We start from the raw sequence: 24,949 nt of genomic DNA on the forward strand, positions 1-24,949 counted from the left end.
GTTGAATCAGAAAGGGAAGAACATGGAATAGGTTGATAATCCATGATGCTGTATAGGAAGGAGGAGCAGTAATGTTATCGATTATCGTTCCTATTTACAATGTTGAAAATGTATTAAGCCACTGTTTGAATAGTTTGAGATTTCAATCTTATCGGAATATAGAAATTATTTTAATCAATGAAGGATCTTCGGATATGAGTGGTGCAATATGTGATCGCTTTGTGCGAGTGGATTCCCGCTTTAAAGTACTTCATAAAGATGTCAAAAATATTTCTGAAGCTTTAAATTTTGGGCTAGAAATGGCTAAAGGAGAATTCATCAGTTTTATTGATCCTGTTGATCGAATAGATGGCTTGATGTTTGAAAAATTGATATTAACGATTATTAAGCATAAAGCAGATATGGTTATAGCAAATTATGGGGAAGAACAGATTATAAATAATAAAGAACCCATTGAATCCTCTGAGACAGTCATCTGGACAAAAAAAATGGCTTTAAATAAAATTATTGATCAATTTCAAATCAAAAGTTTTCTATGCAACAAACTTTATACTAGTGAGTTGTTTCGTTCAGAACCTATACATGAATTTGATGTAACGCTGGATATTTTCGGAGATTTAGTCATGTCAGTTCAATGTATATTAAAGAGCAAAAAAATTATTTATGATCCTAATTTACATTATCACTATATTGCTTATAGGCATGTGTCTTTTTTTAATGAGCTCACGAAGGAAAAACTTTCTGGTGCTAAGGGATTGTTGAAAGTCATTGATTTAGCAGAGAATTTAGACAATTTTGATGTTTGTATAATAAAGGAACATTATATCAATTATTCAATTCAATTATTGATGCACCTTTTAAATGAAGAAGATCAAAATCGGCAATTGATCAAAGAAGCTAGAAAGAATCTATATTACTTTCCATTAAATGAGGTAAGAAGCCAACGAGTTAAAACGTCTTGTGTGATGGCTAGAAAAATGACGTATGTTTATTTTAATATTTGGAAAATACGGAGTGGCTGATTGGACCAAATAAAAAAAAAGGGTTACAATCTTTATAATAAAATCCATTCAAAATGGTAGTATACTTATTTTTTAGATTAGAAATATTGAAACTAAACTTAAAAAGGAGCTGAATTGTTTTGGCAACGAATCAAAGAGAAACAGTTATAATTGGATCTGGTCCTGGAGGTTATGTTGCAGCCATTAGAGCAGCACAATTAGGGCAAAAAGTAGCTATTATTGAAAAAGAATTTATCGGTGGGGTATGCCTGAATGTTGGTTGCATTCCGTCTAAAGCATTGATCACTGCTGGACATCACTTTCATGATGCTCAACATTCTGAGATCTTTGGCGTGACCGCCTCAAATGTCACGTTGGATGTTGCAAAAATGCAAAATTGGAAAGATACTCAAGTTGTTAATAAGTTAACTAGCGGTGTGGAAAGCCTTTTAAAAAAAAATAAAGTTGAAATCATTCGTGGGACAGCCATCTTTACGGATAAAAATCATTTGTCTGTTGAAACGAAAGAAGGTTCTCAAGAGATTGAATTTAAAAATGTCGTGATTGCTACAGGTAGTTTACCACTTGAAGTTGCTGAAGTTCCAATGGGCGGACGGATTTTAGATACGTCTGGTGGATTAAATGTAAAAGAACTTCCTAAACGTTTAGTGATCGTCGGTGGTGGATATGTCGGTAGTCAATTAGCCTTTGCTTTTAACAATTTTGGTTCTAAAGTTACGATTCTTGAAAAGGAAGACAGCATAATCAATTTTTTTGATAAGGATATGGTGAAACTCGCTAAAAAAAGTTATCAAAAGAAAGGTATTAACGTTGTAGAAGGCGTTAATGTAACGAAATCTATCCAAACAGATGAAATGGTAACGATTACCTATGAAAAAGATGGGAAAGAAGCAACGATTGAATCTGATTATGTATTGGTTTCAGCAGGTCGAGTACCTAATACAGCTAAGTTGAATTTAGCAGCGATTGGCATTGAATTATTGGAAAATGGCAGAATTGATGTGGATGATTCATTGAGGACTACTGTAGAAAATGTTTATGCCATCGGAGATATTGTTCCTGGGCCGGCATTAGCGAATAAAGCAAGTCATGATGCTAAAATCGTTGCAGAGCTTATTTCTGGTAAAGAGGCAGTCGTAGATTATAGAACGCTACCGATCTCTATTTACACGGAACCTGAAATGGCAAAAGTTGGATTAGCAGCAGATGAAGTGAAGGGCAATCAAGACTATAAAGCCAGTAAATTTTCATTAGCCGGTAATGGTCGTGCGTTATCCTTAGATGCTGATGAAGGCTTTGTCCGTATGATTACTGAAGAAAAAACGGGTAAAGTTGTTGGAGCACAAGTTGTTGGAGTAAGCGCTGGAGACGTTATTTCAGAATTAGCATTAGCCATTGAGTTGGAAATGGTGGCTGAAGATATTTCATTAACGATCCATGCTCATCCCTCTATTGCAGAAGCAATAATGGATACAGCTGAATTAGCTATTGGGCTACCTATTCATATGTAAATTGTTTTGCTAAGGGCTTGTAAGCAGAGAAAACTCATTGCTTACAAGAACTTTTTTTATTTAGCAAACCTTAAAAAGAAAAACGGCGGATATACGAAAGGTGATCAAATGATTAAACAAATAAAAGATGCTTATCCTATTAATTGGATTGGGCTGAAACCGGAGCGTTTTCGAAAATATAAAACTTGGGTCAACAATGTTAAACCAGGTATATGTGGCACTTATGTAGGTGCGGTGATCCTACATGATGCCTTTAATCAAAAGTACGGAATCAATTTGTCTAAAGAGAAGCTGATTACTGGGTTAAAAACAATGATTGAGGATACCTTCGTTTATAAAGGTACGTTTCCTTGGGATGTCTGGTATGGGTTGAATTGGGTATTAAAAGAGAACCAAGATTTCACAGTTAAAATGCATTTTGTCTCTGAGCGAAAAGTAGTCGCTTTATTAAACAGAGAGAAACCTATTCCAGTTGCGGTCGGTACAGCAACTTTATTTGGCAGTCCGTATAAAAATCATTGGGTGGTTGTTTATGCATATGGATACGATCAAGATGGGAAATTATTTTTTAAGGCTTATGATAATCATGGAAGATATACAGCGGTTTTACCAGCATCACAAACAATTGGCTGTGTATGGATAGAATCAGTTTGAAAAAGGTCTTTGGCATGGGGAGAGTAGTTAAATAAATTACATAAACTAAAAGGTTCTAGGTCAAATTAAAATGGTGTGGATGATTCAAAATAAAATTTCTTCTGGAATAGACGGGTTTGCTTGTGGAGAGCCATGGGAACGTGTGAAGCCTAAAAAGAAGTCTTACAGACTTTCAAGCTTCAAACAAACCGCAATCGCGCTAAAGCGCCAACGTTTTGTAATTCTCATTGAATCCAATACATGGCTACAAGCAACCCTATTCCGCCAGAATTTTTGAATGAGTCTTTTATTTCATTTATTTATCCACACCAAAAATTGTGCAGCATAAAGATTATAGGTAGGTAATTTAATTTGTTTATATCAATACTAAAAATTATAAAAAAAGCCTACGATTTATGAAGTATTTCTTCATAAATCGCAGGCTTTTTGTCTGACTAAGAATAAACAGGGATAGGTTTATTCAACTGTTACACTTTTAGCTAAGTTTCTTGGTTTATCAACGTCGTTTCCACGGTGTAAACTTGTGTAATACGCAATTAGTTGAGTTGGGATCACACTAACCAATGGAGTTAATAAGTGGTGTACTTTTGGCAATACATACGCATCTCCTGGTTGGTCTAAACCTTCTAGAGAAATAATCATGCTGTGTGCTCCACGAGAAATAACTTCTTGTGCATTTCCACGAGTATGTCCAGCTGTTATTTCATCAGTAATGATTGAGATAACGGGAGTACCTTCTTCAATTAAAGCGATTGTTCCATGTTTCAACTCACCAGCTGCAAAGCCTTCAGTTTGAACATATGAAACTTCTTTCAATTTAAGTGCAGCTTCCATTACAACGTAGTAATCAATACTGCGTCCAATGTAAAATGCGTTACGGCTAGTGCTTAAATGGGTAACAGAGAGTTGTTCAAAAACTTCTTTTTCATCAATAATTGATTCGATTGCAGTAGCGGCAATTCCTAACTCATGTGCAATGTCTAACTCTAAAGCAAGACCTTTTTTGCGGCCTGCAAGTTCACCAAGAATAGCAAGAACAGCGATTTGTGCTGTGTAAGCTTTTGTTGAAGCGACAGCAATTTCAGGACCAGCATGTAATAACAAGGTATATTTTGCTTCTCTAGAAAGAGTAGACCCATGTACGTTTGTTAAAGTTAGTGAAGGGTGGTTCCAATCATTAATTTTTACTAGTACTTGACGGCTGTCAGCTGTTTCACCACTTTGAGACAAGAAAATGAAGAAAGGTTTTTCAGTTAATAAAGGCGTGTTGTAACCAAATTCGCTAGATAGATGAACTTCTGTTGGGATATTTGTTAAGTTCTCAAGGATTTGTTTGCCGACCCAACCAGCATTGTAACTTGTACCACAAGCAATAATGTAAATACGATCGCTGGCAGTCATTTCTTCAAGAATAGCAGGGTCAATTTCTAGTTCGCCAGCATCATTTTGATAATTTTGCACGATTTTACGCATAACAGCAGGCTGCTCATCAATTTCTTTGATCATATAGTGAGGGTAAGTACCTTTGCTTAAATCATTTGCATCTAATAATGCAGTGTATGAAGCACGAGTGATTACATCACCGGCTAATGTTTCAATTTTGATATCGTCCACTGTTAAAGTAGCGATTTCGCCATCCATTAGTTCGACAAATTGATTCGTTTCTTTGATCATTGCCATAGCATCGCTACAGATGACGTTGAAGCCGTCTCCTCTACCTAATAACAATGGGCTTTTATTTTTTGCTGCAAAAACAACATCAGGTTTTTCGCTGTCAATCAAAGCTAAAGCATAAGACCCTTTTAAAGCAACGATGGCTTTTTTGAAAGCATCGATTGTGTCTAATCCTTCTTCTTCAACATACCAAGCAATTAATTGTACGATAATTTCAGTATCTGTATCACTGTGTAATAATGTGTCTGTAAGAAAAGCGTCTCTTACTGCTTTGTAGTTTTCAATCACGCCATTATGCACAATTGTAAAGCGGCCACTATTTGATTGATGAGGGTGAGCATTTTCAACACTTGGTACGCCGTGAGTTGCCCAACGAGTATGTCCAATACCTGTTTTTGCAGGAACGTTATGGTCTACTTTTTCTCTTAAAGCAGCAATACGTCCTTTTTCTTTAAATAAATGGCCTGCATCTTGATCATCCATTACATAAATACCAGCAGAGTCATATCCACGGTATTCTAACAGTTCAAGTCCATGTAATAAAATATCTTTTGCATCTTGTCTTCCTATATAACCTACGATTCCGCACATTTTTAAATTCCTACTTTCTTTTTTTTTATAATGTTCCATAGTGAAGTCAACTTTTTTAGTTTTATTATCTGGTAATTAAAGCAATTCTTAGGTTGATTTTATTGGTTATAATTAAAATTGGTATATACACTAAAAAAGTTATGAATCGGTCTGACAGGTTAATAATAAGGGAACGATAAAAAAATGTCAACTTTTTTATACAAAGTGGTCTAATGGTCTATATCAGTTTGGTCGGACCTCTTTTAAGAACAAGTTCAACGGATTTGACTAAACAGTGGAGTGTTAGCGGTACCTTTGACAAATAAAACGATGCCAAACTCAACACTACACTTCGTTGTAATCGGATACAAAGGGCGGTAAACTAAATTTATCAAAAAGAGTTGAAGGAGGAATTATCGTGGAACATGTAGAAAAAACAGAACAAACAGAAAAAAAAGGTACAAAAGCAGCCATTCAACGTATGGGAAGTTATTTGAGTGGTATGGTCATGCCGAATATTGGTGCATTCATCGCATGGGGGATCATTACAGCGTTATTCATTGAAACAGGTTGGTGGCCCAATGAACAGCTAGCTACAATGGTTGATCCAATGCTGAAATACTTATTGCCACTCTTAATCGGATATACTGGAGGAAACATGGTATACGGTCAACGTGGAGCAGTTGTAGGAGCAATCGCAACGATCGGTGTTATTGTAGGATCTAGTGTGCCAATGTTTATTGGAGCGATGGCCTTAGGACCTTTAGGCGGATACTTGGTTAAGAAATTTGATGACCTTTTTAAAGATAAAATTAGAGCTGGTTTTGAAATGCTCGTCAATAATTTCTCAAGTGGAATTATCGGATTTATATTAGCTATTATTGCTTTTTACGCTGTTGGACCTTTTGTAACAGCCTTAACAAATGCACTTGCAAGTGGCGTTGACTGGATCGTGAATGCAGGACTATTGCCTCTAGCAAATATCTTTATCGAACCTGCAAAAATTTTGTTTTTGAATAACGCTATCAATCATGGTATATTGACACCATTAGGTACCGAACAAGCGGCAGAAGCAGGAAAATCTATTTTGTTCTTACTTGAAGCTAATCCAGGACCTGGTTTAGGATTATTATTAGCTTTCTCACTCTTTGGAAAAGGTGCTGCTAGAGCTTCTGCACCAGGTGCAGTTTTAATTCACTTTATTGGTGGGATCCACGAAATTTATTTCCCATATGTATTGATGAAACCCGCATTATTTCTTGCTGTAATTTCAGGTGGGATTGCTGGTACGTTTACAAATACAATCTTTAGTTCAGGTTTAGTAGCTGCAGCTTCTCCAGGGTCAATTATCGCTATAATGGCAATGACACCAAGAGGAAGCTACCTCGGCGTTGTTATGGGAGTACTTGTTGCAACAATCGTTTCATTCTTAGTTGCTATGTTGATTCTTAAATCAGACAAATCTGAAGTAAGTATTGAAGAAGATAATTTTTCATCAAAAGTAAATGAAAGTCAATCACGTAAAGCAGAATCAAAAGGAGTTAACCAAACTTCAACAACTCAAACAATGGTAGCAGATGATGCTTCACTTGTTGGACAACAAGATGTCAAAAGAATTATCTTTGCTTGTGATGCTGGTATGGGATCAAGCGCAATGGGAGCTTCTATTATGCGTAAAAAAGTAAAAGATGCTGGCTTAGATATTTCTGTAACCAATGCATCAATCGGTAATTTAAAAGATGAAGACGGCTTATTGGTAATCACACAAAAAGAATTAACAGCACGTGCCAAACAAAAAACACCAAGTGCTACACAAGTCTCAGTAGACAATTTCTTGAACAGTCCTAAATATGAAGAAATTGTTGAGAATTTGAAAAATCAATTATAAGCATCTTATCTAGACAATAAGATGCAAATAAGTTAGGGATAAAAGCGGTGAGCTTTGATTCACTGCTTTTATCTGTTTAAATCTTGTCTAGGAATGAGATGAAAAATTTGTACATTTCCAAACGAGAAAAAAATATTATTGAAATTTTACTCGAACAACGGAATGGCATCACCTTAGATTATTTGAGGGATGAATTAAAGGTAAGCAGTCGAACGATTTATCGAGAAATAGCGAGTCTTGAAAGTACATTAGCTAAGTATCAAATCAAATTGATTCGTGAACTAGATACCGGTTACCGGCTTATTGGAAAGCCAGCTTTATTTAGCGAATTGCAGAAACAATTGAATGCTTCACCAGAAGAGTTAACGGCTCAACAACGCCAAAGTACTCTAGTGATTAAGTTGTTGATGCAAGAACATGAAGTGAAAATGGAATCCCTTGCTCTAGATCTTCAAGTCAGTATTAGTACGATCCAAGCTGATTTAATTTCAATCGAAGAAGTGTTTAAGGCGTATAAAATTGACATTGAACGTAAAAAGGCTAAAGGCATTCAAGCCGTTGCTTCAGAAAGCAGTCGGCGTTTGATTATCAGTGGATTGATTCATAGTGAGATCAATGAATATGACTTTTTTCAATTAATGGAAAATGAGTCGAAAACCGAAGTCCCAGACTGGGTCGGAGAACAAAATCCTTTTTTGAAGCAACTAAGTAAAGAAGATCTTTACCATGTATACGCTGTTGTTAAACAGTTTGGGCAACATTATTTTGAAGAAGTGACAGACAGTCAATTGCAGCGATTAGTTATTTTATTGTGTGTTTCTATTATGAGATTGCGTGAGGGACATCAAATTCATTCCTTTGCCCCTACGATATCATTAACTGATAATGATCAATCAAAGAGTATAGAAACAGCTACGGCTATTTATGATTTTTTGCAGAAATTATATGGCTTAACAGTAACTATAGAAGAAATCCAATTTTTAGGTCTTCAAATCCAAGGGTTGAATGTGCCGTTACGCAATGATTTTTTTTCAGAAGAGTACGATGCTGACTTAGGGTATAAGGTGAGAGAGTTGATTCGTCTAGTCTCGATTGAAATGAAATGGAATTTCAATCAGGATGAGACTCTTTTTCAAGATCTTCAGGCACATATTTCAGCGGCTATCAAACGAGCGATTGCACCGATGCCTGAGAGCAATAACCCGTTGTTAGAAAAAATCAGCACTCAATATGGTCAGTTGAGTTTCGCGGTCAAAGGAAATCTGACACAAGTTTTTCCAACGGTTCATTTTTTACCAAATGAGATCGTCTATATTGTGATCCATTTTGCTTCAGCTTTTGAAAGGCAACCTAAAATTCAAGAATTGAAAGCTTTGGTTATTTGTTCAAGTGGAGTCGGAACTGCAAAAATATTAGAAAGTCGCATACGTAAATACATTCCTGAAATAACGGTCATCGAAATTTCTAGGATCTCAAAACTGCATCGAATTGACTTTAATGAATACGATTTGATTTTATCGACCATTTTTTTACAGGGATTTGAAACGGAATACAAAGTTGTGACCCCCTTGTTAATGGATAATGAGATAAAAAGTATTCAATTGTATATTCGTCAAATCATAGCTGAAAAGAAAAAAGGAAGAGCAGTCATAGAAAAAGTATTTCTTGCCAATCAAACAGATGAAGTGAGATTTAAAGAATTTTACCAAAAACTGTCGATTGCGAATAGCGTGTTAGAAAATTTCGATGTGCATCAAACAGTTGGAATAAAAGAATTGCAGCCAGCTATTTTAGCTATTTGTGATAGTTTAACTGGGGAGATTTTAACCGATAGCGAGCACGTAGCTGGTAAACTGATGCAGCGAATAGATCTAGCTCCTATTGGACTTCCTAATACAAATATGGCATTGTTTCATTGTATTGATCCGGCAATCAAAAAAGCCTTTTTTTCAATATATGATTTGGCAACGCCAATCGAAGTACTCGGAATCGATCGACAGCCTATGCAGATGCACAGGGTGCTAATGATGCTGGGTCCGGATCCGTTAAGTGAGAATGCACAAGAAATATTGGGTTCTATCAGTTCGGCTATTGTTGACAGTCAATTGACAATGGAGATTTTCAATTCAGGTTCTAAGCAGTTATTAAACAATTATTTAAGCAGTTTATTTTTAGATAAATTAAAAAAATGAAAAAATAAGGAGCAAAAAACTATGAATATTTTAGAAGAAAGCAGTATTAAATTAAACCAATCTTTCAACACAAAAGAGGAAGCCATTCGTGCAGCAGGAGAAATTTTGGTAAAAGGTCAATACGTAAAAGAAGGTTACATCGATGAAATGATCAAGCGTGATAAAAATGTATCCACTTATATGGGGAATTTTATTGCCATCCCACATGGTACTGAAAATTCAAAAGACTTGATCAATAATTCAGGTATCTCTATTGTTCAAATTCCGGGTGGAATAGATTTTGGTACCCCTGAAGAAGAAAAGTTGGTAACAATTGTTTTTGGAATTGCAGGTGTAGGTGATGAACACTTAGATATCCTTTCAAAAATTGCTATTTACTGTTCAGATGTCGAAAATGTTGTCAAATTAGCTGACGCTTCATCTGAACATGAAATCAAAGAATTACTAGAAGGGATTGAATAATATGCTAGCTATTCATTTTGGCGGAGGAAACATTGGCCGAGGATTCATTGGGGAAGTCTTGAATAAAAATGGATTTAAGATTGCTTTTGTTGATGTAAACAAAGAAATAATTGATGCTTTAAATGATAAAAAAGAATACACGATTGAATTAGCTCAAGAGGGTACTCCTCAAATTAAAGTAGACAATGTCTATGGAATAAACAATGGGACTCATCCAGAAGAGGTGATCGCATCCTTTGAGCAGGCAGAGATTATAACGACGGCTATCGGTCCAAAAATTTTACCATACATTGCACCTTTGATTGCTAAAGGCATTCAAAAAAGAAGAACTAACCAAGTAACTCAACCAATCGACATTATTGCGTGTGAAAATATGATTGGCGGCAGTACATTCCTTAAAGAAGAAGTGTTAAAGCATTTAGACAAAGAAGATATAGACTATGTTGATCAATATATCGGGTTTCCTGATGCGGCGGTTGATCGAATCGTTCCGTTACAATCTCATGAAGACAAATTGTTTGTGTCAGTAGAAGGCTATAAAGAATGGGTCATAGACGAATCTAAACTTAAAAACACAGCTTTGCATTTAGACGGTGTTCATTATGCAGCTGCATTAGAACCATTTATTGAAAGAAAATTATTCACAGTAAATACTGGGCATGCAACGACAGCTTATGTTGGGAAATATGAAGGATACAAGACTATTGATGAAGCTTTAAAAGATGAAGCAGTCAAAAAACAAGTTGAAAATGTTTTAGCTGAAACGGGAGGCTTAATGGTCAACAAATGGCAGTTTGATGCTAAAGAACACAAAGCGTACATTGCTAAAATTCTTTCTCGTTTTGCTAATCCATATATCTCGGATGATATAACACGTGTAGCTAGAACGCCAATGCGTAAGCTAGGCTATGACGAACGATTTATCCGTCCGATTCGAGAAGCGAATGAAAGAGGCCTTGAAACGGATCACTTGATTCAAACAGTAGCTAAAGCACTTGTGTATCGTGATGCTAATGATGAGGAAAGCCAACAGTTAGAAAAATTGTTGAAAAATGAGTCTGTTGAAGCAGTCATTCGTAAAGTGACACAATTAAAAGATGAAGTGTTGATTGAAAAAATCGTTAAAGAATATACGCAATTAAACAAAAAATAAATAAATAAAGGCAGTCTAGAAACCAGCATAATGGAATCTAGGCTGTCTTTATTTTGTAAAGAGTAACGCCAAATTAACGCTCAACCTTTTCGTTGCAGATCAATTTCAACTCTTTTTAAATAAGGCAGGCACTGAGTCTGTAATGTGGGCATATTTTAGGCTAACTATCGGATTGGGTATCAAAAGAAAAGGTCGAGACAAAAGTCTCGACCCTTTCTTCTATATTAATTATCTAACGGATAGACTCTTTATTTCGAACTTCTGCCAATTTTTCTGTAACCATATTGATTACTTTTGCAGCGTCTTCTGATTTCTCTAAGTCATACTGATTGATGTCAATCACTAATGTTTCGCTTTTATCGTAATCGTTAAACCAACCATCGTATTGACCATGAAGATGAGTATAATAGTCTAATAAACTATCATTTCCATCAATTTGTTCAAAGGTACGGCCACGTTTTTCAATTCTGTTTAAAACAGTATCTAATGAACCTCGTAAATAGATCAAAAGATCTGGAGATTTTTTAGGCATGTTATCAAGTTCTTCCATCATATTGTCCAATAAATCTAAATAAGTATCCATCTCAGCGTCACTCATATTGCCTTCTTCATAATTGATACGAGTAAATAATGCATCTTCATAAATAGAGCGATCCAATACATTGTTTTCGTGTTTAAAAGCTGCCTTGATACTTCTAAAACGAGTATTCAAAAAATAGATTTGCAGGGAAAAAGCCCAACGTTCAGGATTTTCATAAAAATTCTCCAAAATCCGATTATCATCCACACTTTCGTAGAAAGGGTCACTTCCTAATGCGTCAGAAATAAATTTTGTATAGGTACTTTTACCAGCACCAATCATACCAGCTAAAACAATCACAGCTTTATTTTCCCCTTCCATATAGCGGCCACACTCCTATCAAAGACCGATGTCCTCTTTTTGTTTCTTTTTCGAATGCTAGTATACCATATTTTAAAGAATCAGTTCTGTGAATTTCGAAACATATAGGGATCAAAATATTAAGAAAATAGTTTTTGACATGCTTTTGGACCAACAATACCGTCAGATAGAAGGCCACAAGTCGTTTGGAATTTTTTAACTGCTTGAGTTGTGTTAAGTCCAAAATAAGAATCTGGCATACCAATTAGAGGATATCTCTTTCCTAGTAAAAAAGCTTGAACTGCATACACATCCTGCCCAGTCGATCTGTTTTTTAAGATTCTCATTTTTGAAGCTGTTTTAGGACCCCAATAGCCATCTATAGTAGAACCATTGTTTTGCTGGATGAGTTTTATTAGTGCTTGTTTTGTTAACGGTCCAAAAAGACCGTCTTGTTCGATTTTAAGTTTTTTCTGGACTAGTTTGATCAAATCATTTTGAGATAAGGTAGTTGCTTTAGGTTGTTCCATTGAAATAATCAGGTTTTGACCAATCAAGATAGTTTCAGAAGATAAATTGTTGATCATTTTTAGCCAAGTAAGGGTCGTGTGGTATGTTTTAGCGATACTCCACAACGAATCGCCTTTCACAACAAGATGATACAATTGATTCAGTTTAGAAACGGTGGGTATGGGTGTAGGGGCAGTTTGATTAGTCTTAGCCAAATCTTTGGAAAATTGTGCGAGTGAAATATTCTGCTGCAAAAGGTAAGTGTCAGGATCTGTATGAGTAGTGCCTCCTAAATGACGGGAAATCCAATGGTGCGTTTTAATGCCTTTAGAGGAGAGCGTTGTACCAGAATTTAATGTGTGTGGGATACCAGCTTCAGCTGCAAGTTTTTGTAAAAGCCATATATAAGCCTGATAGTCTCTTTGAAACCAAGTTAAGTTTGTTGTGCGAGCTAATTCAACTTGGGCATAAGCATGCGGATTTGCCAGTTTCCCCGCACCAAATTGTATTTTTCCTGTTTGAGCAATTTGGATGATTCTTCCGCCACCACCGACCCAATGACTGGTGAAAGCACCATTTGCTAAAGCTTGTTTTTTCATATAAGCAATTTCATTTTCTAAAGAAAATGGACCACTATTTTTGGTATTGCCAGATTCATGAGCAATAACAAAACTGTTACTGAGCAATTTTTTTTGAATGATTGGCAAGAGTTGTTTTTCAATCGTATGCGTCATTTTTAATTCCTCCTTGGAAAATAAAATAGGATGAGACTTTTGTCTCATCCTATTTTTAAGCTGGATAGCTAGTCTAATTGTATTTCATTAACCGTTATTCTGCTTCAAAGATGTCGTTTACGACCCGTTCAACGTAGCGTGCGCCTACTACAGTGGCATAGGGATTGGCACCTTCAATTTGAAACATATTTAATGAAATGATGGAATTCATTGCTTCCTGAGCTTTTTCTGCTGTTAAGTTAAGGATTGGATCTTTTACGCTCATTGCCTTTGTCTTTCCTAAACTTGTACCGAATCTTAATTCCAATGATTTTGCCATACTTTTTTTTCCTCCTCTTATAGTTAAATTGATCAAAGATGATGTGCTTTTAGTGCTTAACGAGTGTAGGTATATTCTTCAACCATGACTGTTTCTAAATATGGGAAGCTAGTTAGAGATTCTAAAGCAGCCGTAAAACCTTCAACTTGTTCCGGTGTAACCGCAGCAATTGCATTAGGGTAGTTGCGTGATACTGTTTTTTCATTTGCTGCATCTTCAAAATGTACTTCGATTGACCCTTTTGTCCATTCTTTTTGCATAATTAATTCCTCCTTATATAGTTAGGTGCTGTGTAAGTTTTTGTCATGACATCTTACACTTTTAATAACGTTTAGAAAGAATAGAGTGTTACCTTATGTTTGAAAGAATGAAAAAAAGTACACAGATTTATTGGGTTTTCTGTTTAGTTAAATTTGCTAAAAAAAAACGTGCTTTTTAGTTTGATAACGATTACAATTGTTATATATTAAATAGGGTGATGGAAATGAGGATACAAGCTTGAAAGATTACACTATTCAAGATGACTATTTTTTCAATAAAAAGACTTGGAACAGCGAATTAGAGAGTCTTGTTTGTAATTTTTTAGAAGAATGTCTGTGTCAACAAGAAAATCATATAGAAACAGACTATTTTGATGAAGAAGAAATAACTAGTCTTAATAAAACTGACCTTTTAGAAATAATATATGAGAAAACGAACACAGTAGAGGAGTGGTTGAAAAGAAGCATTGAGCAAAATCAAATTTCACTTGATTACCAGACGTTCTATGTGATGGATATTAGTCATTACTCGTTATCGTCGTTCAATACAATCGTTTTTCAATCTAATCTTTATCCACTTAAAACCAAAGAAACATCAAAAGATCTAATAAAACGTTTTATTGATCATACAGGGGTCCCCTATGAAAAAGTACGGTCAGTAGGTCATTTGTTAGGCTTTTATTATAAAATCCCTTATGTGATAGGTGAAGCAGTTTTTATACCGGAAAAAAGTTCAATGAGAGGAACTAGTAGTTGGTTTGCTCTACATCATGTTAGTCAATACGAAGTGGTTGAGCAATCAAACGACATCCGTTTATATTTTAAAAATCAAACTAATATTAGCGTGGTAACTGAACGAACGCATTTTTTGAATCAAGCAGGAAAAGGAACAGCATTAAGTTGTTGTCAACAGCTGTTTGCAAAAGAAATGTTGCTGAATAAATATTCCATGCAAGATTTATTCTATTTTAAAGAAACCGATTTAAATGTAGGCTCATTTTCTAACCAGGTAGATCAGATAACCCTAGAACGATATGCGTTATCCATCCAAAGTCAATCCAACAATCTTAAAAAAGTCATAAAAGAACAGCTGTTAACGTCAATTCTAGGAGACGATCATCCTAATTTAAATGATATCCTGGTTACATTAACATTTAAATCAAATGAATAAAAACTAGTTTATCTTGCAGAATGCATTTTATTTTTGTAAAATCAAAATTGTTCTTTAAATTGTTCTTTAATAAGAATTTTAAATCCAGTATCATTTTTTAAATCAGAAAATGAACAAGGAGGTAGGTCCCTATGAATTTAACGAAACTTGTACAACTGTATATTGTTAATCAAAATATTGGCAGTCCAATTTTCATTTCCGATATTATGCATTACATAGAACAGTATGCTGATAATGATAAAGAGCACAAACAAGTAAGAAAAAATGTGAATGTTATTTTAATGAGAATGGTAAAAGACGATAAAGGATTAAAGCGTTTTGGAACGGGTGTCTATTATCGTGATGGAATAGAACAGACAGAAGAATCAGGTATTGATTGCGTTGAGTTGATCGAAAGAACTTATGTAGAGGATAAGACGGGAAATATTTATGGCTATCTAACAGGTGAGGCATACTTGCATAAGTTAGGGTTGATTGAAAACATTCCAAACGAAATCGTCATTGCAACAAATGAAAAGCGAAATGGAAATGTTGAATCGGCTGATATGAACTTTAAGTTGATCAATCCTCCAACAACGGTAACGAATGAAAATTGCTGTTATCTCCAAATATTAGATTTAATAAAAAATGATTTGATCAAGGGAGACAATATTCAATACAATTACAGGCTGACTCATCATATGAATGAATACCATTTAGAGGCGGATAAATTGGTTGCATTTGCTGTTGATTTTTATAGTCAGAAAGTTATCCTTAAAGTTGCTGAATTTATTAATAATAAGGTGTATCTGGAAGAACAAAAGGATGGAATTTTGATTACAATAGAGTCTACCAGACAAAATAAAACAGATGAGGTAATCATAGATAAAATGGGTGAAGATGATTAGCCCTTTATAAAATGAAGTTAAGCCGTCGGAAGAAAGATTCCGGCTTTTTTTATCGCCCAACATATGATATAATATTCATATGAATACATTTACATATGAAAGGAGCATGCAGTCTATGTTTAGTAAAGAAGAAGAGTTGTTGCTAGATGGTGAAACAGTTTCGAAAGTTAGTAAAACATTCAAAGTGTTAAGCGATCCAACGCGCCTTTCAATCCTATATTTGTTGGAAAATAAAGAAATAAATGTAGGGACGTTAGCCTCAATTTTAGCTATCGAGCAATCAGCTGTTTCGCATCAATTAAAACTTTTGAAGTCGGCTCGTTTGGTGAAATCCAGAAGAGTAGGAAAAACGATAGCCTATAGCCAAACAGATGATCATGTTTACAGCGTTCTAAAGCAAGTAATTTTGCACTCACGGGAAAAAATTGATAGTCATTTATAATGAGGAGGAATAAAGATGAACCAGTATACTGTTCGGGGTTTACACTGCGCCAATTGTGCTAAAAATATGGAAGCACGATTACAGCAATTGAAAAATGGGGAAACGATCCGTTTAAATTATTCCACGAGTCACTTATATCTTCCTGAAGAAATAGATATGCAAGCTGTAAAAAGAATTTTATTATCTGATGAGGTACAAATTGTAGAAGTAACTCAAAATGATGGAGAATCAGTTTTTAAATCGGAACACGCCCATGATCATCTAGAGAAGGGAATCACCAAAAAGAAGCACCATCATGCTCAGGAGCATGATTTTACAGGCAGCAGTAAGGCCGTTAAAAATATAAAAATTGTCTTTATACTAAATCTGACATTTTCGATAGCTGAATTTATTCTGGGTGCTTTATTTAATAGTGCAGCTATCCTATCTGATGCAGTACATGATTTAGGGGATTCTTTATCAATCGGATTAGCCTTATTTTTCCAAAAAATCTCTACGAAAGAAGCGAATGAACGATATAGTTTTGGACATAGACGTTTTTCACTTTTGGGTGCATTGATCACTTCTGTTATCTTAATAGCAGGGTCTATATTAGTTATAATGAATAGTATCCCGTTGTTAGTTGATCCGCAACCGGTAAATGCAAATGGGATGTTTTGGCTTTCAATTGTGGCAATTGGGATCAATGGTTACGCTGCCTGGTTGATCAGTAGAGGTACATCAAAAAATGAAAAAGTACTCAATTTGCATATGTTGGAAGATGTTTTAGGTTGGATAGGTATTTTAATTGTCAGTATTGTATTGAATTTTACTGATTGGTTTATCTTGGATCCTATTTTATCACTAGTGATTGCTAGTTATATTTTATCAAAAGCTATTCCAGGTCTTCTAGAAAATGCAGCAATTTTTCTTGAAGCTGTGCCAAAAGGGGTGGACATCAAAGCACTAGAAAACAATGTGAAGCTCATTGATTCCGTGCACGCTGTTTCGCATTTTCACATGTGGTCAATTGATGGCGAAGAAAATGCTGTTGCTATAACTATCTATGTCAACACGGAAGATACTAAACAACAGGAGCAAGTTAAAGAAGAAATTCGTTATTTGATCAAAGATGCAAATGTGACTCACTCTACTATTGAAATCGTAGTTGATAAAGAATTTTTTATTCAATAAAAAAGGTAAGCTTATTTCATAGCACAAGCAAAGGCTTCTTCTTTGCTTGTGCTATGAAATTTTGCTATCATGAAGATAAGTGGATAAGGTATTAAAAAACTTATTTGAACAAGAATAGCGTAGTGAAAATTCAAAAATTTTAACACTATTAATATGAAATGGAGTGTGAATTTAATGGATAGAAAAGTAGAAGGAACCTATACGTCAAAAGAAGAAACGGTAAGTGCAGTAGAACGATTGATCAACGAAGGATATGTAGCTGATGAAATCATTATCGTAACCGATGAAAAGAATGAGAGTGAATTAGAAGACTTAACAATAGTTGAAGTGGATGCAGTAGACCCTTCTGAAGGTCTGTCCTTATGGGAAAAACTGAAGCAGACTTTTAGTTTTGGTCGATACAATTCCGATGAACTATCTAACCCGTTAGAAGAGTATGGTGTTGAAGAAGACCCAGGGAAACATTATGCAGAAGCCTTAGAAAATGGCGAAATCGTCATCCTCGTTAATAGTGCAGGTCCGTCCAACAATCAACGGTTATCTAGTGTGACTGAAGAGGTATTAAATGGAACGGAAGATGGCAACAGCGAGGATGTAGCAATCATCGCAGCAAAAGAACCTGCAAAAGTTCCTACTAAAGAAAAAATGGAACCAGCTCCTGGTGAGGAAGAACAATTTGATCCCACTAAAGCTCAATCTGCTAGTGAAGATATTGAAGGGGCCTCTATTACGGCTCCCGACAGACAATCTTCATCTGTAAATAAAGAACTAAAAGATTCTTCTCTTGAAAATGACCCTGAATTAACAGGTGATGAAGCGACTGTAGTAGCTGAAAATGAAGGACATGTTTACCCGGATAATGTCAGTAAAGGAGTAGTAGATGGCGGAAATTCTGCTACTGGAACTGCTCATGTAAATGGAACTGGGAAAACAGAAGAAGTAAGGCCAGAGCAAAATTCAGAACAACCAGAAAGTGACGCCTACTATAGCGATCAATTTGAAGAAGCTGGCGGGAAATCGATTAAACAAGATGAAGAAGAAACTAAATAATTACAAAAGTAAAAAGAGGTTGAGTTATTTTTCTCAACCTCTTTTTTTGCGTTAGTGCACTATCGGATAACTTATTTTCTTTAGGTAAGGCACTTTATTTGTATTCAGTTTCTTGAGTTGCTATGCTAGTCGTGAAAATAAATCAAGGAGGGAAAAGCTATGACAATGAACGAAAAAGCTATCCAAAAACCTAAAGACGATTATTTAATAGATGATGAAAGTAAAAATATTGATCCTGAACCGCAAACAGAAGATCCTAATTATAAAGCAGCCGGAAAATTGAAAGGAAAAACAGCTATCATTACTGGCGGAGATAGTGGTATTGGTCAAGCTGTAGCAATTGCTTTTGCCAAAGAAGGCGCAGATGTTGCAATAGGTTATTTGGAATCAGAAGAAGACGCAACTTATACAAAAAATCGCATTGAAAAAATTGGACAAAAAGCTTTAGTATTTAAAGGCGATGTAGGCCAAGAGTCTTATGCTGAGAAAGTTGTAGCCACAGTAATTGAAAAATGGGGTCATTTAGATATCTTGGTCAATAATGCTGGTGAGCAGCATGTCCAAGAAAAAATTGGCGATATTACAGCAGATCAATTAGAACGAACATTCAGAACCAATATTTTCAGTCAATTTTATTTTGTGAAAGCAGCAATGCCCCATTTGCCGCAAGGAGCATCCATAATTAACACGACTTCAATCACCGCATATCGTGGAAGTGCCCATCTGCTAGATTATTCAGCTACTAAAGGTGCAATTACTTCATTTACTAGATCACTTTCGCAAAATAGTGAAGTGATTGAGAAAAAAATTCGCGTTAATGGTGTTGCACCAGGTCCAATATGGACTCCTCTTATTCCTGCTACCTTTACTGAAGAGCAATTGAAAAGCTGGGGTAAAGGTGGAGCAATCGAGCGTGCTGGACAAGCTTTTGAATTAGCACCAACTTATGTCTATTTAGCTAGTACAGATTCTAGCTATGTTACTGGTCAAGTGCTACATGTTAATGGCGGAGTAGTTATCAATGGCTAAAAAACAGTTCTAAACTAGTATTAATTTGCAACTAAATGCACTTTAAAACCTAAGTTAAGTCGTTTATTTTGAAAACTCTTTTTTCATTTGTTACAGTTTATATACAGCAATAAAGTTAGCCTTTTTTACTCTTTATTTAACTATTCATGGAGGAAATGGCTAAGGAAAAAGATGCTAATAAAAGGAGAGTGTTAGGTATGAGTAAAGTCGTTATCGGATCATTTTCAACTATACAAGAAACAACATCTTGTGTAGAGCAATTGATTGCAGAGAATCATCCTACTAGCAGTATAAAAATTGTTACGACCAATCAAGATCCTTCAGTAATCCACGAACAGACTGGTGTAGAAGTCGCTAAAGTTTCTAAAGAACAAGAGGATGAAAAAGCAAATTGGAAAAAATTCAAAGAATTATTTGTTGATACAGATAACAATTTAGCATTAGAAAATCATGGTATCGATCATTCCAGTGCTGCACAATACAATGAGTCATTGAAAAATGGAGCATACATTGTTCTTGCTGATGAAACTAATGAAGCCAATGAAACCAACAATCATTCAACTGCACCTGAAGGAGTTGTGGGTCAAGCTGGACAAGGTGTCCGTGAAATAAGAAATGCTTCTGAACCGACAGACAGTGAGACCTTTGCGAATGATGGTAGTGACCAATTAAACAATGCAGAAGTGCCAGTAGAAACTTATTTTTCTGAGCAAGAAAACTCAAATGAGAGTCTTAACGTTAAATCTGATCTAACGGATACGACTGTTCCTGAAACAATTGAGGAGGATAACGCCATGGAAGAATCTATTAGAGATGGAGAAAAGCCTAGATTGCAAGACAATCAAGATGACAACTCATCAAGTGGCCCGTTCAGCAAAGAACAAGATCGAAGAGATGACACTAGAGACGTGGTTAGTCCTCCAATCGATCCATTAAAACATCAAGAGTACAACCCTAATGACAATCCATTACAAGGTACACCTCCTAGCGGACCAGTATCAAATAATGAACCAAGTGGCCCTAGTTCACCTAACCAGGAAGAACTAGATTTACCAAATTTTGATGGCAGTACACTGTCAGGTCAACCAAGAAATGATCCAAAAAGAGACTTCCCGAATTAATAAAGAACTGTAAAAAGCGACACAGACTTAGGTCTATGTCGCTTTTTTTAGATTTCGCTAAATTCTATTTCCTGAACATATGTTTGTCTCTGGTTTATGTTATAATAGTGGAACTGAAGTAGGAGTGTGAGGCTATGATATATGAACCAAATAGTAAAAAAAACTCTTCAACATCAGCGTTGCCTAAAATCACAAAAATTGAAGCGCAAAAAAGAAAAGGACGCTACAATATTTATTTAGATGAAGAGTATGCTTTTCCTGTTGATGAAACTATTTTAATTAAACATATTTTGCATAAAGGAATGGAAATTTCAAACACCTATCGCCAAGAATTAGAAATTGAAGATGGGTACCGTAAAGCTTATGTAAGATCACTCGTTTATTTAAATTATTCGATGCGCTCAATAAAAGAAATCAAAGATGATTTGGTCGCCCATGAATTTACTCGTGAGACAGCTGATCAAGTTGTTGAACAATTAAAAGAACAAGGCTATTTAAATGATTTGATGTACGCTGAAAGTTATACAAGAACCGCTGCAAATGTTAGCGGAAAGGGGCCTTACGTGATAAAAAGAGAATTGAAAAAACGTGGAGTTAATGAAGAAATAATTGAAGAAGCCATGGAGCAATACCCATTTGATCAAATGGTTGAAAATGGTGTGGCGCTAGCTGAAAAAGTGATGCGACGTTCTACACGACAATCATCTAGAGAAACGAGCAATAAAATCCGCCAAAATTTGATGCAAAAGGGCTTTCAATCTGATGTAATCACTCAAGTACTTGAACAAATCACCACAGAAAAAGAAGACGATGATGAATACAGTGCACTAAAAGTGCAAGGCGATAAAATTTGGCGTAAGCAATCCAAATTAAAAGGCGCTAAAAAGATTCAAAAGGTTAAAAGTGGGCTATTCCAAAAAGGTTTTGCGGGTGAGTTGATCACGCAATTCATTAATGAAAAAGAAATGGAAGACGAAGAAGAATGACACAGATAGAATCAAATTTAGACGAACAAAAGCAGCCGTTGGTTTTTAGTATACCTATGTGGCCCCAAGAAAAAATTGAACGATTTAGAGAAACACTTTTAAGCTGGTATGATCTAGAAAAACGAGAATTGCCTTGGCGAAAAAATAATGATCCGTATCGTATTTGGGTATCTGAGATTATGTTGCAACAAACAAGGGTAGACACGGTCATTCCATTTTACTTGAATTTCATGAGAAGTTTTCCAACAATCGAAGCTTTGGCACAGGCAAATGAAGATTTATTGCTAAAGGCTTGGGAGGGTTTAGGGTATTATTCGCGCGTGCGCAATATGCAAACGGCAGCGCAGCAAATCATGGAGAATTATGATGGGAAAATGCCAACTGATCCTAAAGAAATCAGCAAATTAAAAGGCATCGGTCCTTATACAACCGGAGCAATCGCTAGTATGGCGTTTGGTCTGCCAGAACCAGCTGTTGATGGAAATGTGATGCGAGTCTTAAGCCGTTTATTTGAAATTGATGCCGATATTGCAAAACCCGGAAATCGTAAGATTTTTGAGGGTATCATGAGAGAACTGATCGATCCATATAAACCAGGAGATTTTAACCAAGCTTTTATGGATTTAGGCTCAAGCCTCTGTACGCCTAAAAATTACCATCCAGAGTTAAGCCCTATTAAAGAATTTAATCAATCGTATCAAAATGGCACCTGGGAGAAATATCCGGTAAAAAGTAAAAAGAAGAAGGCTAAACCGGTTTATTATGTTGGTACTATTATCAAAAATGCTAATGGCGCTTTCTTGCTAGAAAAGCGTCCAACTAATGGTTTACTTGCTAATATGTGGACTTTTCCGTTGATTGAAAAAGAATTAGTGATTCAAGAAAAAGATAGTGCAAAAGAGGCCTTGATTCAGTCAGAGGATGAAGACCACGATGAGAAAGTTCTGACGAGAGTTATGGATGAACTTGAAAATAAGTATGGGATCAAACCTACTCTAATGGAAGCCCCATTTGATGAGGTCCAACATATTTTTAGTCATTTGAAATGGTATGTCGCTGTCTATTATGGCCAAATGGGATTAGAAGAACCAATAGCTATTCCTGAAAACTGTTACTGGGTACAACCATCAGACTTTGATCAATATGTATTTCCTGGTCCTCAAACTAAAATGTGGCAAAGTTATTTATCTAAATTTAAAAAATAGCCAAATGGCTAAGCAAAGTAAAAGTAAAAGCTCTTTTTTCAGATTCTACTGAAAAAAGAGCTTTTTTTTATTAATTTTGATTCGTCAAATCAATTCGGGTAAATTGCGTAGTTAATAAAAAGCATGTATTTCAAGAAATTTTTGAATAAGCGGGTTTGCTTGTGCAAATTAAAGATAGTACATGAAGTATGGAAATCATAATCTTCCAGAAATTTAAAATAATCAATTCGCCTAACTTATCAGTACTGGGTAGTATAGATAAGATAAATCAAAATATAGATTGAAAAAATAGTTTTTTTAACTTGTTTTTTTTATTATTTATTTGGTTTTATACTCTAAAGATTAAGAGTTGTGATATAATAAATACGAGTCGAGTGTTCATTCACTCTCTGGTTTATTATTTGCTGATTTCTTGCAATTTCTATGCGAGAAAAGAAAGTTGGGTTAGAGATGCATATTCCAAAAGAAGGAGAATACATCACGATCCAAAGCTATAAACATGATGGCAGCTTGCATCGTACTTGGAGAGATACAATGGTACTTAAGACAAGTGATCAATCGTTAATAGGAGTAAATGATCATACTCTTGTAACGGAATCGGATGGTCGAAGATGGCTAACTCGAGAACCAGCGATCGTTTACTTTCATAAGCATTATTGGTTCAATATCATTGCAATGATAAGAGATAATGGTGTTTCTTACTATTGTAATCTCGCTTCACCTTTTGCACTAGATGAAGAAGGTTTGAAGTATATAGATTACGACCTAGATATCAAAGTCTTTCCAGATGGCGAAAAGCGTTTATTGGATGTAGATGAGTATGAAGATCATAGCAAAAAGTGGAATTATCCTGATGATATTGACCATATTTTAAAAGAAAATGTGAAAATTCTAGTGGATTGGATCAATGAAGAAAAAGGTCCCTTTTCACAAGATTATGTTGACTTATGGTATAAACGCTATCAACAGTTATCACATAAGTAATGAGCTTCTGCTGGATAGGATGAAAGTCAGTTCTCCAGGATAGATATAACAATAGTAAAGAGGTTCCAAAATATTGGGACCTCTTTACTATTGTCATGAAAAAAACTGGTGAGTTTTAGCGAATGTATGGTAAAATAATTAAGGATTGAATAACAAACGAAATCATTTGAGTGAAAAATGATTATTAGTCTGAGGAGTGAGAAAGTTGTCGAAAAAAAGCGGATTTGCTGTTTTTCTGCTAGTTATTTTAGCTGTAGGAGTTGTCTTTTTTGGTATGAGTTACTCGAAAAAACAGCAACAAGAGTTAGTAACAGTTGCAGAACAAACGGATCAAAATGATGAAGTAGAAACCAAAGAAGATGCTTCTCAAAAAATTGCTAGTTATGAAGAAAGTCGTGGAGACTTATCAGTACTAGACTATCTAAAGTACGTCAGTTCTCTGAAAGAAGAAATTTCCATTAGTTTTTATGGGGATATAGCACCAAAAGAATCATGGATCTCTACAACAGAACAATACATAAATAAACAAGTAGCCGGTTCAATGAAGAGCAATCATTTAGCTTACCCGGACTATAATTCTTATCAATTGATAAGTGAAAATAAAGTAATAGAATTAGCAGCAACGGATCCAGATGTTGTGTTTTTTCAATTAACGCCTTATGCTGATCAAGAACTGGATATTAGTTTAGAGGATTCAGGTAAGTATATAGCTCAGAATTACGCTGCAATCAAAGATGTTTTGCCTGAAGTGTTGGTTGTCTTTGTAACACCTAATCCTAGTAGTAGTGAAAAGGGTAATAATAACTCGAGAACACTTGATTACACGTCTTATTTAAATGAAATGGTATCGACAGTTGAAAAGAATGAATGGCTTGTTTTTGATCTTCATAAAAGCTACCTAGAAAAACTGGAAACAGATGGTTTAGAATTAGTAAATACCTTAACTGAAAATGGTAAATCGTTGAATGGGGAAGGAACAGCAATTTACAGTACCTCATTTGAAGAAGCCTTAAATCAAAAAGTTGATACAACGAGTGGACTTTAAGAATGAAAAAAAACAGTTGAGCAAAAA

General features: G+C 35.3%; 23 protein-coding genes. 18 read left to right on the top strand and 5 right to left on the bottom strand.

Annotation, left to right across the window (positions count from 1 at the left end; all coding sequences use genetic code 11):
• Positions 1-71 precede the first annotated feature (71 nt).
• The 3 genes from BP17_RS05470 to BP17_RS05480 all read left to right on the top strand — a co-directional run bounded on the left by BP17_RS05470 (position 72) and on the right by BP17_RS05480 (position 3,187).
• Positions 72-1,022, top strand: a complete 951-nt coding sequence (locus tag BP17_RS05470) for a glycosyltransferase family 2 protein (RefSeq protein WP_035052433.1) — start codon at positions 72-74, stop codon at positions 1,020-1,022.
• 119 nt (positions 1,023-1,141) lie between these two features.
• On the top strand, positions 1,142-2,533 hold the full coding sequence (gene lpdA / locus BP17_RS05475; RefSeq protein ID WP_035052434.1) for a dihydrolipoyl dehydrogenase: 1,392 nt from the start codon (positions 1,142-1,144) through the stop codon (positions 2,531-2,533).
• A 108-nt stretch (positions 2,534-2,641) separates the two neighbouring features.
• Entirely contained in the window at positions 2,642-3,187 is a 546-nt protein-coding gene (locus tag BP17_RS05480) for a hypothetical protein (RefSeq protein WP_035052436.1), read from the top strand.
• Between the two features lie 456 nt (positions 3,188-3,643).
• Here BP17_RS05480 and glmS read toward each other — a convergent pair whose 3' ends face one another.
• A complete protein-coding gene (gene glmS / locus BP17_RS05490; RefSeq protein ID WP_035052440.1) occupies positions 3,644-5,452 on the bottom strand; it encodes a glutamine--fructose-6-phosphate transaminase (isomerizing) in 1,809 nt (602 codons plus the stop codon).
• A gap of 460 nt (positions 5,453-5,912) precedes the next feature.
• On the opposite strand from glmS, the gene BP17_RS05495 reads away from it, so the two are divergent.
• From BP17_RS05495 to BP17_RS05510, 4 genes are all read left to right on the top strand, one after another.
• Positions 5,913-7,319 (top strand): PTS mannitol transporter subunit IICB, encoded by a 1,407-nt coding sequence (locus BP17_RS05495; protein ID WP_051910554.1) that lies wholly within the window; start codon positions 5,913-5,915, stop codon positions 7,317-7,319.
• A 98-nt stretch (positions 7,320-7,417) separates the two neighbouring features.
• Complete coding sequence (locus tag BP17_RS05500; RefSeq protein ID WP_084676295.1) at positions 7,418-9,511, top strand: BglG family transcription antiterminator; 2,094 nt, start codon at positions 7,418-7,420, stop codon at positions 9,509-9,511.
• 21 nt (positions 9,512-9,532) lie between these two features.
• Positions 9,533-9,973, top strand: coding sequence for a PTS sugar transporter subunit IIA (locus tag BP17_RS05505; protein WP_035052448.1), 441 nt, complete (start codon positions 9,533-9,535; stop codon positions 9,971-9,973).
• Position 9,974: 1 nt separating this feature from the next.
• Complete coding sequence (locus BP17_RS05510) at positions 9,975-11,126, top strand: mannitol-1-phosphate 5-dehydrogenase (protein WP_035052450.1); 1,152 nt, start codon at positions 9,975-9,977, stop codon at positions 11,124-11,126.
• Positions 11,127-11,358: 232 nt separating this feature from the next.
• On the opposite strand, the gene BP17_RS05515 is transcribed toward BP17_RS05510, so the two are convergent.
• The 4 genes from BP17_RS05515 to BP17_RS05530 form a co-directional block, all read right to left on the bottom strand.
• Positions 11,359-12,027 (bottom strand): deoxynucleoside kinase, encoded by a 669-nt coding sequence (locus BP17_RS05515; protein WP_035052453.1) that lies wholly within the window; start codon positions 12,025-12,027, stop codon positions 11,359-11,361.
• 119 nt (positions 12,028-12,146) lie between these two features.
• Positions 12,147-13,250, bottom strand: coding sequence for a peptidoglycan-binding protein (locus BP17_RS05520; protein WP_035052455.1), 1,104 nt, complete (start codon positions 13,248-13,250; stop codon positions 12,147-12,149).
• Between the two features lie 94 nt (positions 13,251-13,344).
• Positions 13,345-13,569, bottom strand: coding sequence for a DUF2922 domain-containing protein (locus BP17_RS05525; RefSeq protein ID WP_035052457.1), 225 nt, complete (start codon positions 13,567-13,569; stop codon positions 13,345-13,347).
• A 56-nt stretch (positions 13,570-13,625) separates the two neighbouring features.
• Entirely contained in the window at positions 13,626-13,829 is a 204-nt protein-coding gene (locus tag BP17_RS05530) for a DUF1659 domain-containing protein (protein WP_035052459.1), read from the bottom strand.
• Positions 13,830-14,067: 238 nt separating this feature from the next.
• On the opposite strand from BP17_RS05530, the gene BP17_RS05535 reads away from it, so the two are divergent.
• From BP17_RS05535 to BP17_RS05585, 11 genes are all read left to right on the top strand, one after another.
• On the top strand, positions 14,068-15,000 hold the full coding sequence (locus tag BP17_RS05535; protein WP_035052461.1) for a competence protein ComK: 933 nt from the start codon (positions 14,068-14,070) through the stop codon (positions 14,998-15,000).
• A gap of 131 nt (positions 15,001-15,131) precedes the next feature.
• A complete protein-coding gene (locus BP17_RS05540) occupies positions 15,132-15,887 on the top strand; it encodes a hypothetical protein (protein ID WP_035052464.1) in 756 nt (251 codons plus the stop codon).
• 115 nt (positions 15,888-16,002) lie between these two features.
• Positions 16,003-16,329 (top strand): ArsR/SmtB family transcription factor, encoded by a 327-nt coding sequence (locus BP17_RS05545; protein ID WP_232219602.1) that lies wholly within the window; start codon positions 16,003-16,005, stop codon positions 16,327-16,329.
• Positions 16,330-16,344: 15 nt separating this feature from the next.
• Complete coding sequence (locus tag BP17_RS05550) at positions 16,345-17,502, top strand: cation diffusion facilitator family transporter (protein WP_232219603.1); 1,158 nt, start codon at positions 16,345-16,347, stop codon at positions 17,500-17,502.
• 174 nt (positions 17,503-17,676) lie between these two features.
• Positions 17,677-18,552: a general stress protein gene (locus tag BP17_RS05555; protein ID WP_035052467.1), complete on the top strand. Its 876-nt coding sequence runs from the start codon at positions 17,677-17,679 to the stop codon at positions 18,550-18,552.
• 159 nt (positions 18,553-18,711) lie between these two features.
• The gene (locus tag BP17_RS05560) at positions 18,712-19,581 is read left to right on the top strand and encodes an SDR family oxidoreductase (RefSeq protein WP_156956003.1); all 870 of its coding nucleotides are present in this window, start codon (positions 18,712-18,714) and stop codon (positions 19,579-19,581) included.
• 155 nt (positions 19,582-19,736) lie between these two features.
• The gene (locus BP17_RS05565; protein ID WP_232219604.1) at positions 19,737-20,702 is read left to right on the top strand and encodes a general stress protein; all 966 of its coding nucleotides are present in this window, start codon (positions 19,737-19,739) and stop codon (positions 20,700-20,702) included.
• A gap of 134 nt (positions 20,703-20,836) precedes the next feature.
• On the top strand, positions 20,837-21,688 hold the full coding sequence (gene recX, locus BP17_RS05570; RefSeq protein ID WP_051910466.1) for a recombination regulator RecX: 852 nt from the start codon (positions 20,837-20,839) through the stop codon (positions 21,686-21,688).
• Positions 21,685-22,893, top strand: coding sequence for an A/G-specific adenine glycosylase (mutY, locus tag BP17_RS05575; protein WP_035052469.1), 1,209 nt, complete (start codon positions 21,685-21,687; stop codon positions 22,891-22,893). Before recX ends, mutY begins: the two co-directional genes overlap by 4 nt.
• A gap of 450 nt (positions 22,894-23,343) precedes the next feature.
• Complete coding sequence (gene ntdP / locus BP17_RS05580) at positions 23,344-23,877, top strand: nucleoside tri-diphosphate phosphatase (RefSeq protein WP_035052470.1); 534 nt, start codon at positions 23,344-23,346, stop codon at positions 23,875-23,877.
• A gap of 196 nt (positions 23,878-24,073) precedes the next feature.
• A complete protein-coding gene (locus BP17_RS05585) occupies positions 24,074-24,922 on the top strand; it encodes a hypothetical protein (RefSeq protein WP_232219605.1) in 849 nt (282 codons plus the stop codon).
• The last annotated feature ends 27 nt before the right edge of the window (positions 24,923-24,949 follow it).

It is taken from the genome of Carnobacterium pleistocenium FTR1 (assembly GCF_000744285.1).
Taxonomy (GTDB): domain Bacteria; phylum Bacillota; class Bacilli; order Lactobacillales; family Carnobacteriaceae; genus Carnobacterium_B; species Carnobacterium_B pleistocenium.

Bases quoted from the DNA above. Each gene is read 5' to 3' on its own strand.
- BP17_RS05500 (WP_084676295.1), top strand. From the start codon at position 7,418: ATGAAAAATTTGTACATTTCCAAACGAGAAAAAAATATTATTGAAATT.
- BP17_RS05555 (WP_035052467.1), top strand. From the start codon at position 17,677: ATGGATAGAAAAGTAGAAGGAACCTATACGTCAAAAGAAGAAACGGTA.
- BP17_RS05540 (WP_035052464.1), top strand. From the start codon at position 15,132: ATGAATTTAACGAAACTTGTACAACTGTATATTGTTAATCAAAATATT.
- recX (WP_051910466.1), top strand. From the start codon at position 20,837: ATGATATATGAACCAAATAGTAAAAAAAACTCTTCAACATCAGCGTTG.
- BP17_RS05505 (WP_035052448.1), top strand. From the start codon at position 9,533: ATGAATATTTTAGAAGAAAGCAGTATTAAATTAAACCAATCTTTCAAC.
- BP17_RS05565 (WP_232219604.1), top strand. From the start codon at position 19,737: ATGGCTAAGGAAAAAGATGCTAATAAAAGGAGAGTGTTAGGTATGAGT.
- BP17_RS05515 (WP_035052453.1), bottom strand. From the start codon at position 12,027: ATGGAAGGGGAAAATAAAGCTGTGATTGTTTTAGCTGGTATGATTGGT.
- mutY (WP_035052469.1), top strand. From the start codon at position 21,685: ATGACACAGATAGAATCAAATTTAGACGAACAAAAGCAGCCGTTGGTT.
- BP17_RS05530 (WP_035052459.1), bottom strand. From the start codon at position 13,829: ATGCAAAAAGAATGGACAAAAGGGTCAATCGAAGTACATTTTGAAGAT.
- ntdP (WP_035052470.1), top strand. From the start codon at position 23,344: ATGCATATTCCAAAAGAAGGAGAATACATCACGATCCAAAGCTATAAA.
- BP17_RS05550 (WP_232219603.1), top strand. From the start codon at position 16,345: ATGAACCAGTATACTGTTCGGGGTTTACACTGCGCCAATTGTGCTAAA.
- BP17_RS05495 (WP_051910554.1), top strand. From the start codon at position 5,913: ATGGGAAGTTATTTGAGTGGTATGGTCATGCCGAATATTGGTGCATTC.
- BP17_RS05470 (WP_035052433.1), top strand. From the start codon at position 72: ATGTTATCGATTATCGTTCCTATTTACAATGTTGAAAATGTATTAAGC.
- BP17_RS05560 (WP_156956003.1), top strand. From the start codon at position 18,712: ATGACAATGAACGAAAAAGCTATCCAAAAACCTAAAGACGATTATTTA.
- BP17_RS05510 (WP_035052450.1), top strand. From the start codon at position 9,975: ATGCTAGCTATTCATTTTGGCGGAGGAAACATTGGCCGAGGATTCATT.
- BP17_RS05520 (WP_035052455.1), bottom strand. From the start codon at position 13,250: ATGACGCATACGATTGAAAAACAACTCTTGCCAATCATTCAAAAAAAA.
- BP17_RS05480 (WP_035052436.1), top strand. From the start codon at position 2,642: ATGATTAAACAAATAAAAGATGCTTATCCTATTAATTGGATTGGGCTG.
- glmS (WP_035052440.1), bottom strand. From the start codon at position 5,452: ATGTGCGGAATCGTAGGTTATATAGGAAGACAAGATGCAAAAGATATT.
- BP17_RS05545 (WP_232219602.1), top strand. From the start codon at position 16,003: ATGTTTAGTAAAGAAGAAGAGTTGTTGCTAGATGGTGAAACAGTTTCG.
- BP17_RS05525 (WP_035052457.1), bottom strand. From the start codon at position 13,569: ATGGCAAAATCATTGGAATTAAGATTCGGTACAAGTTTAGGAAAGACA.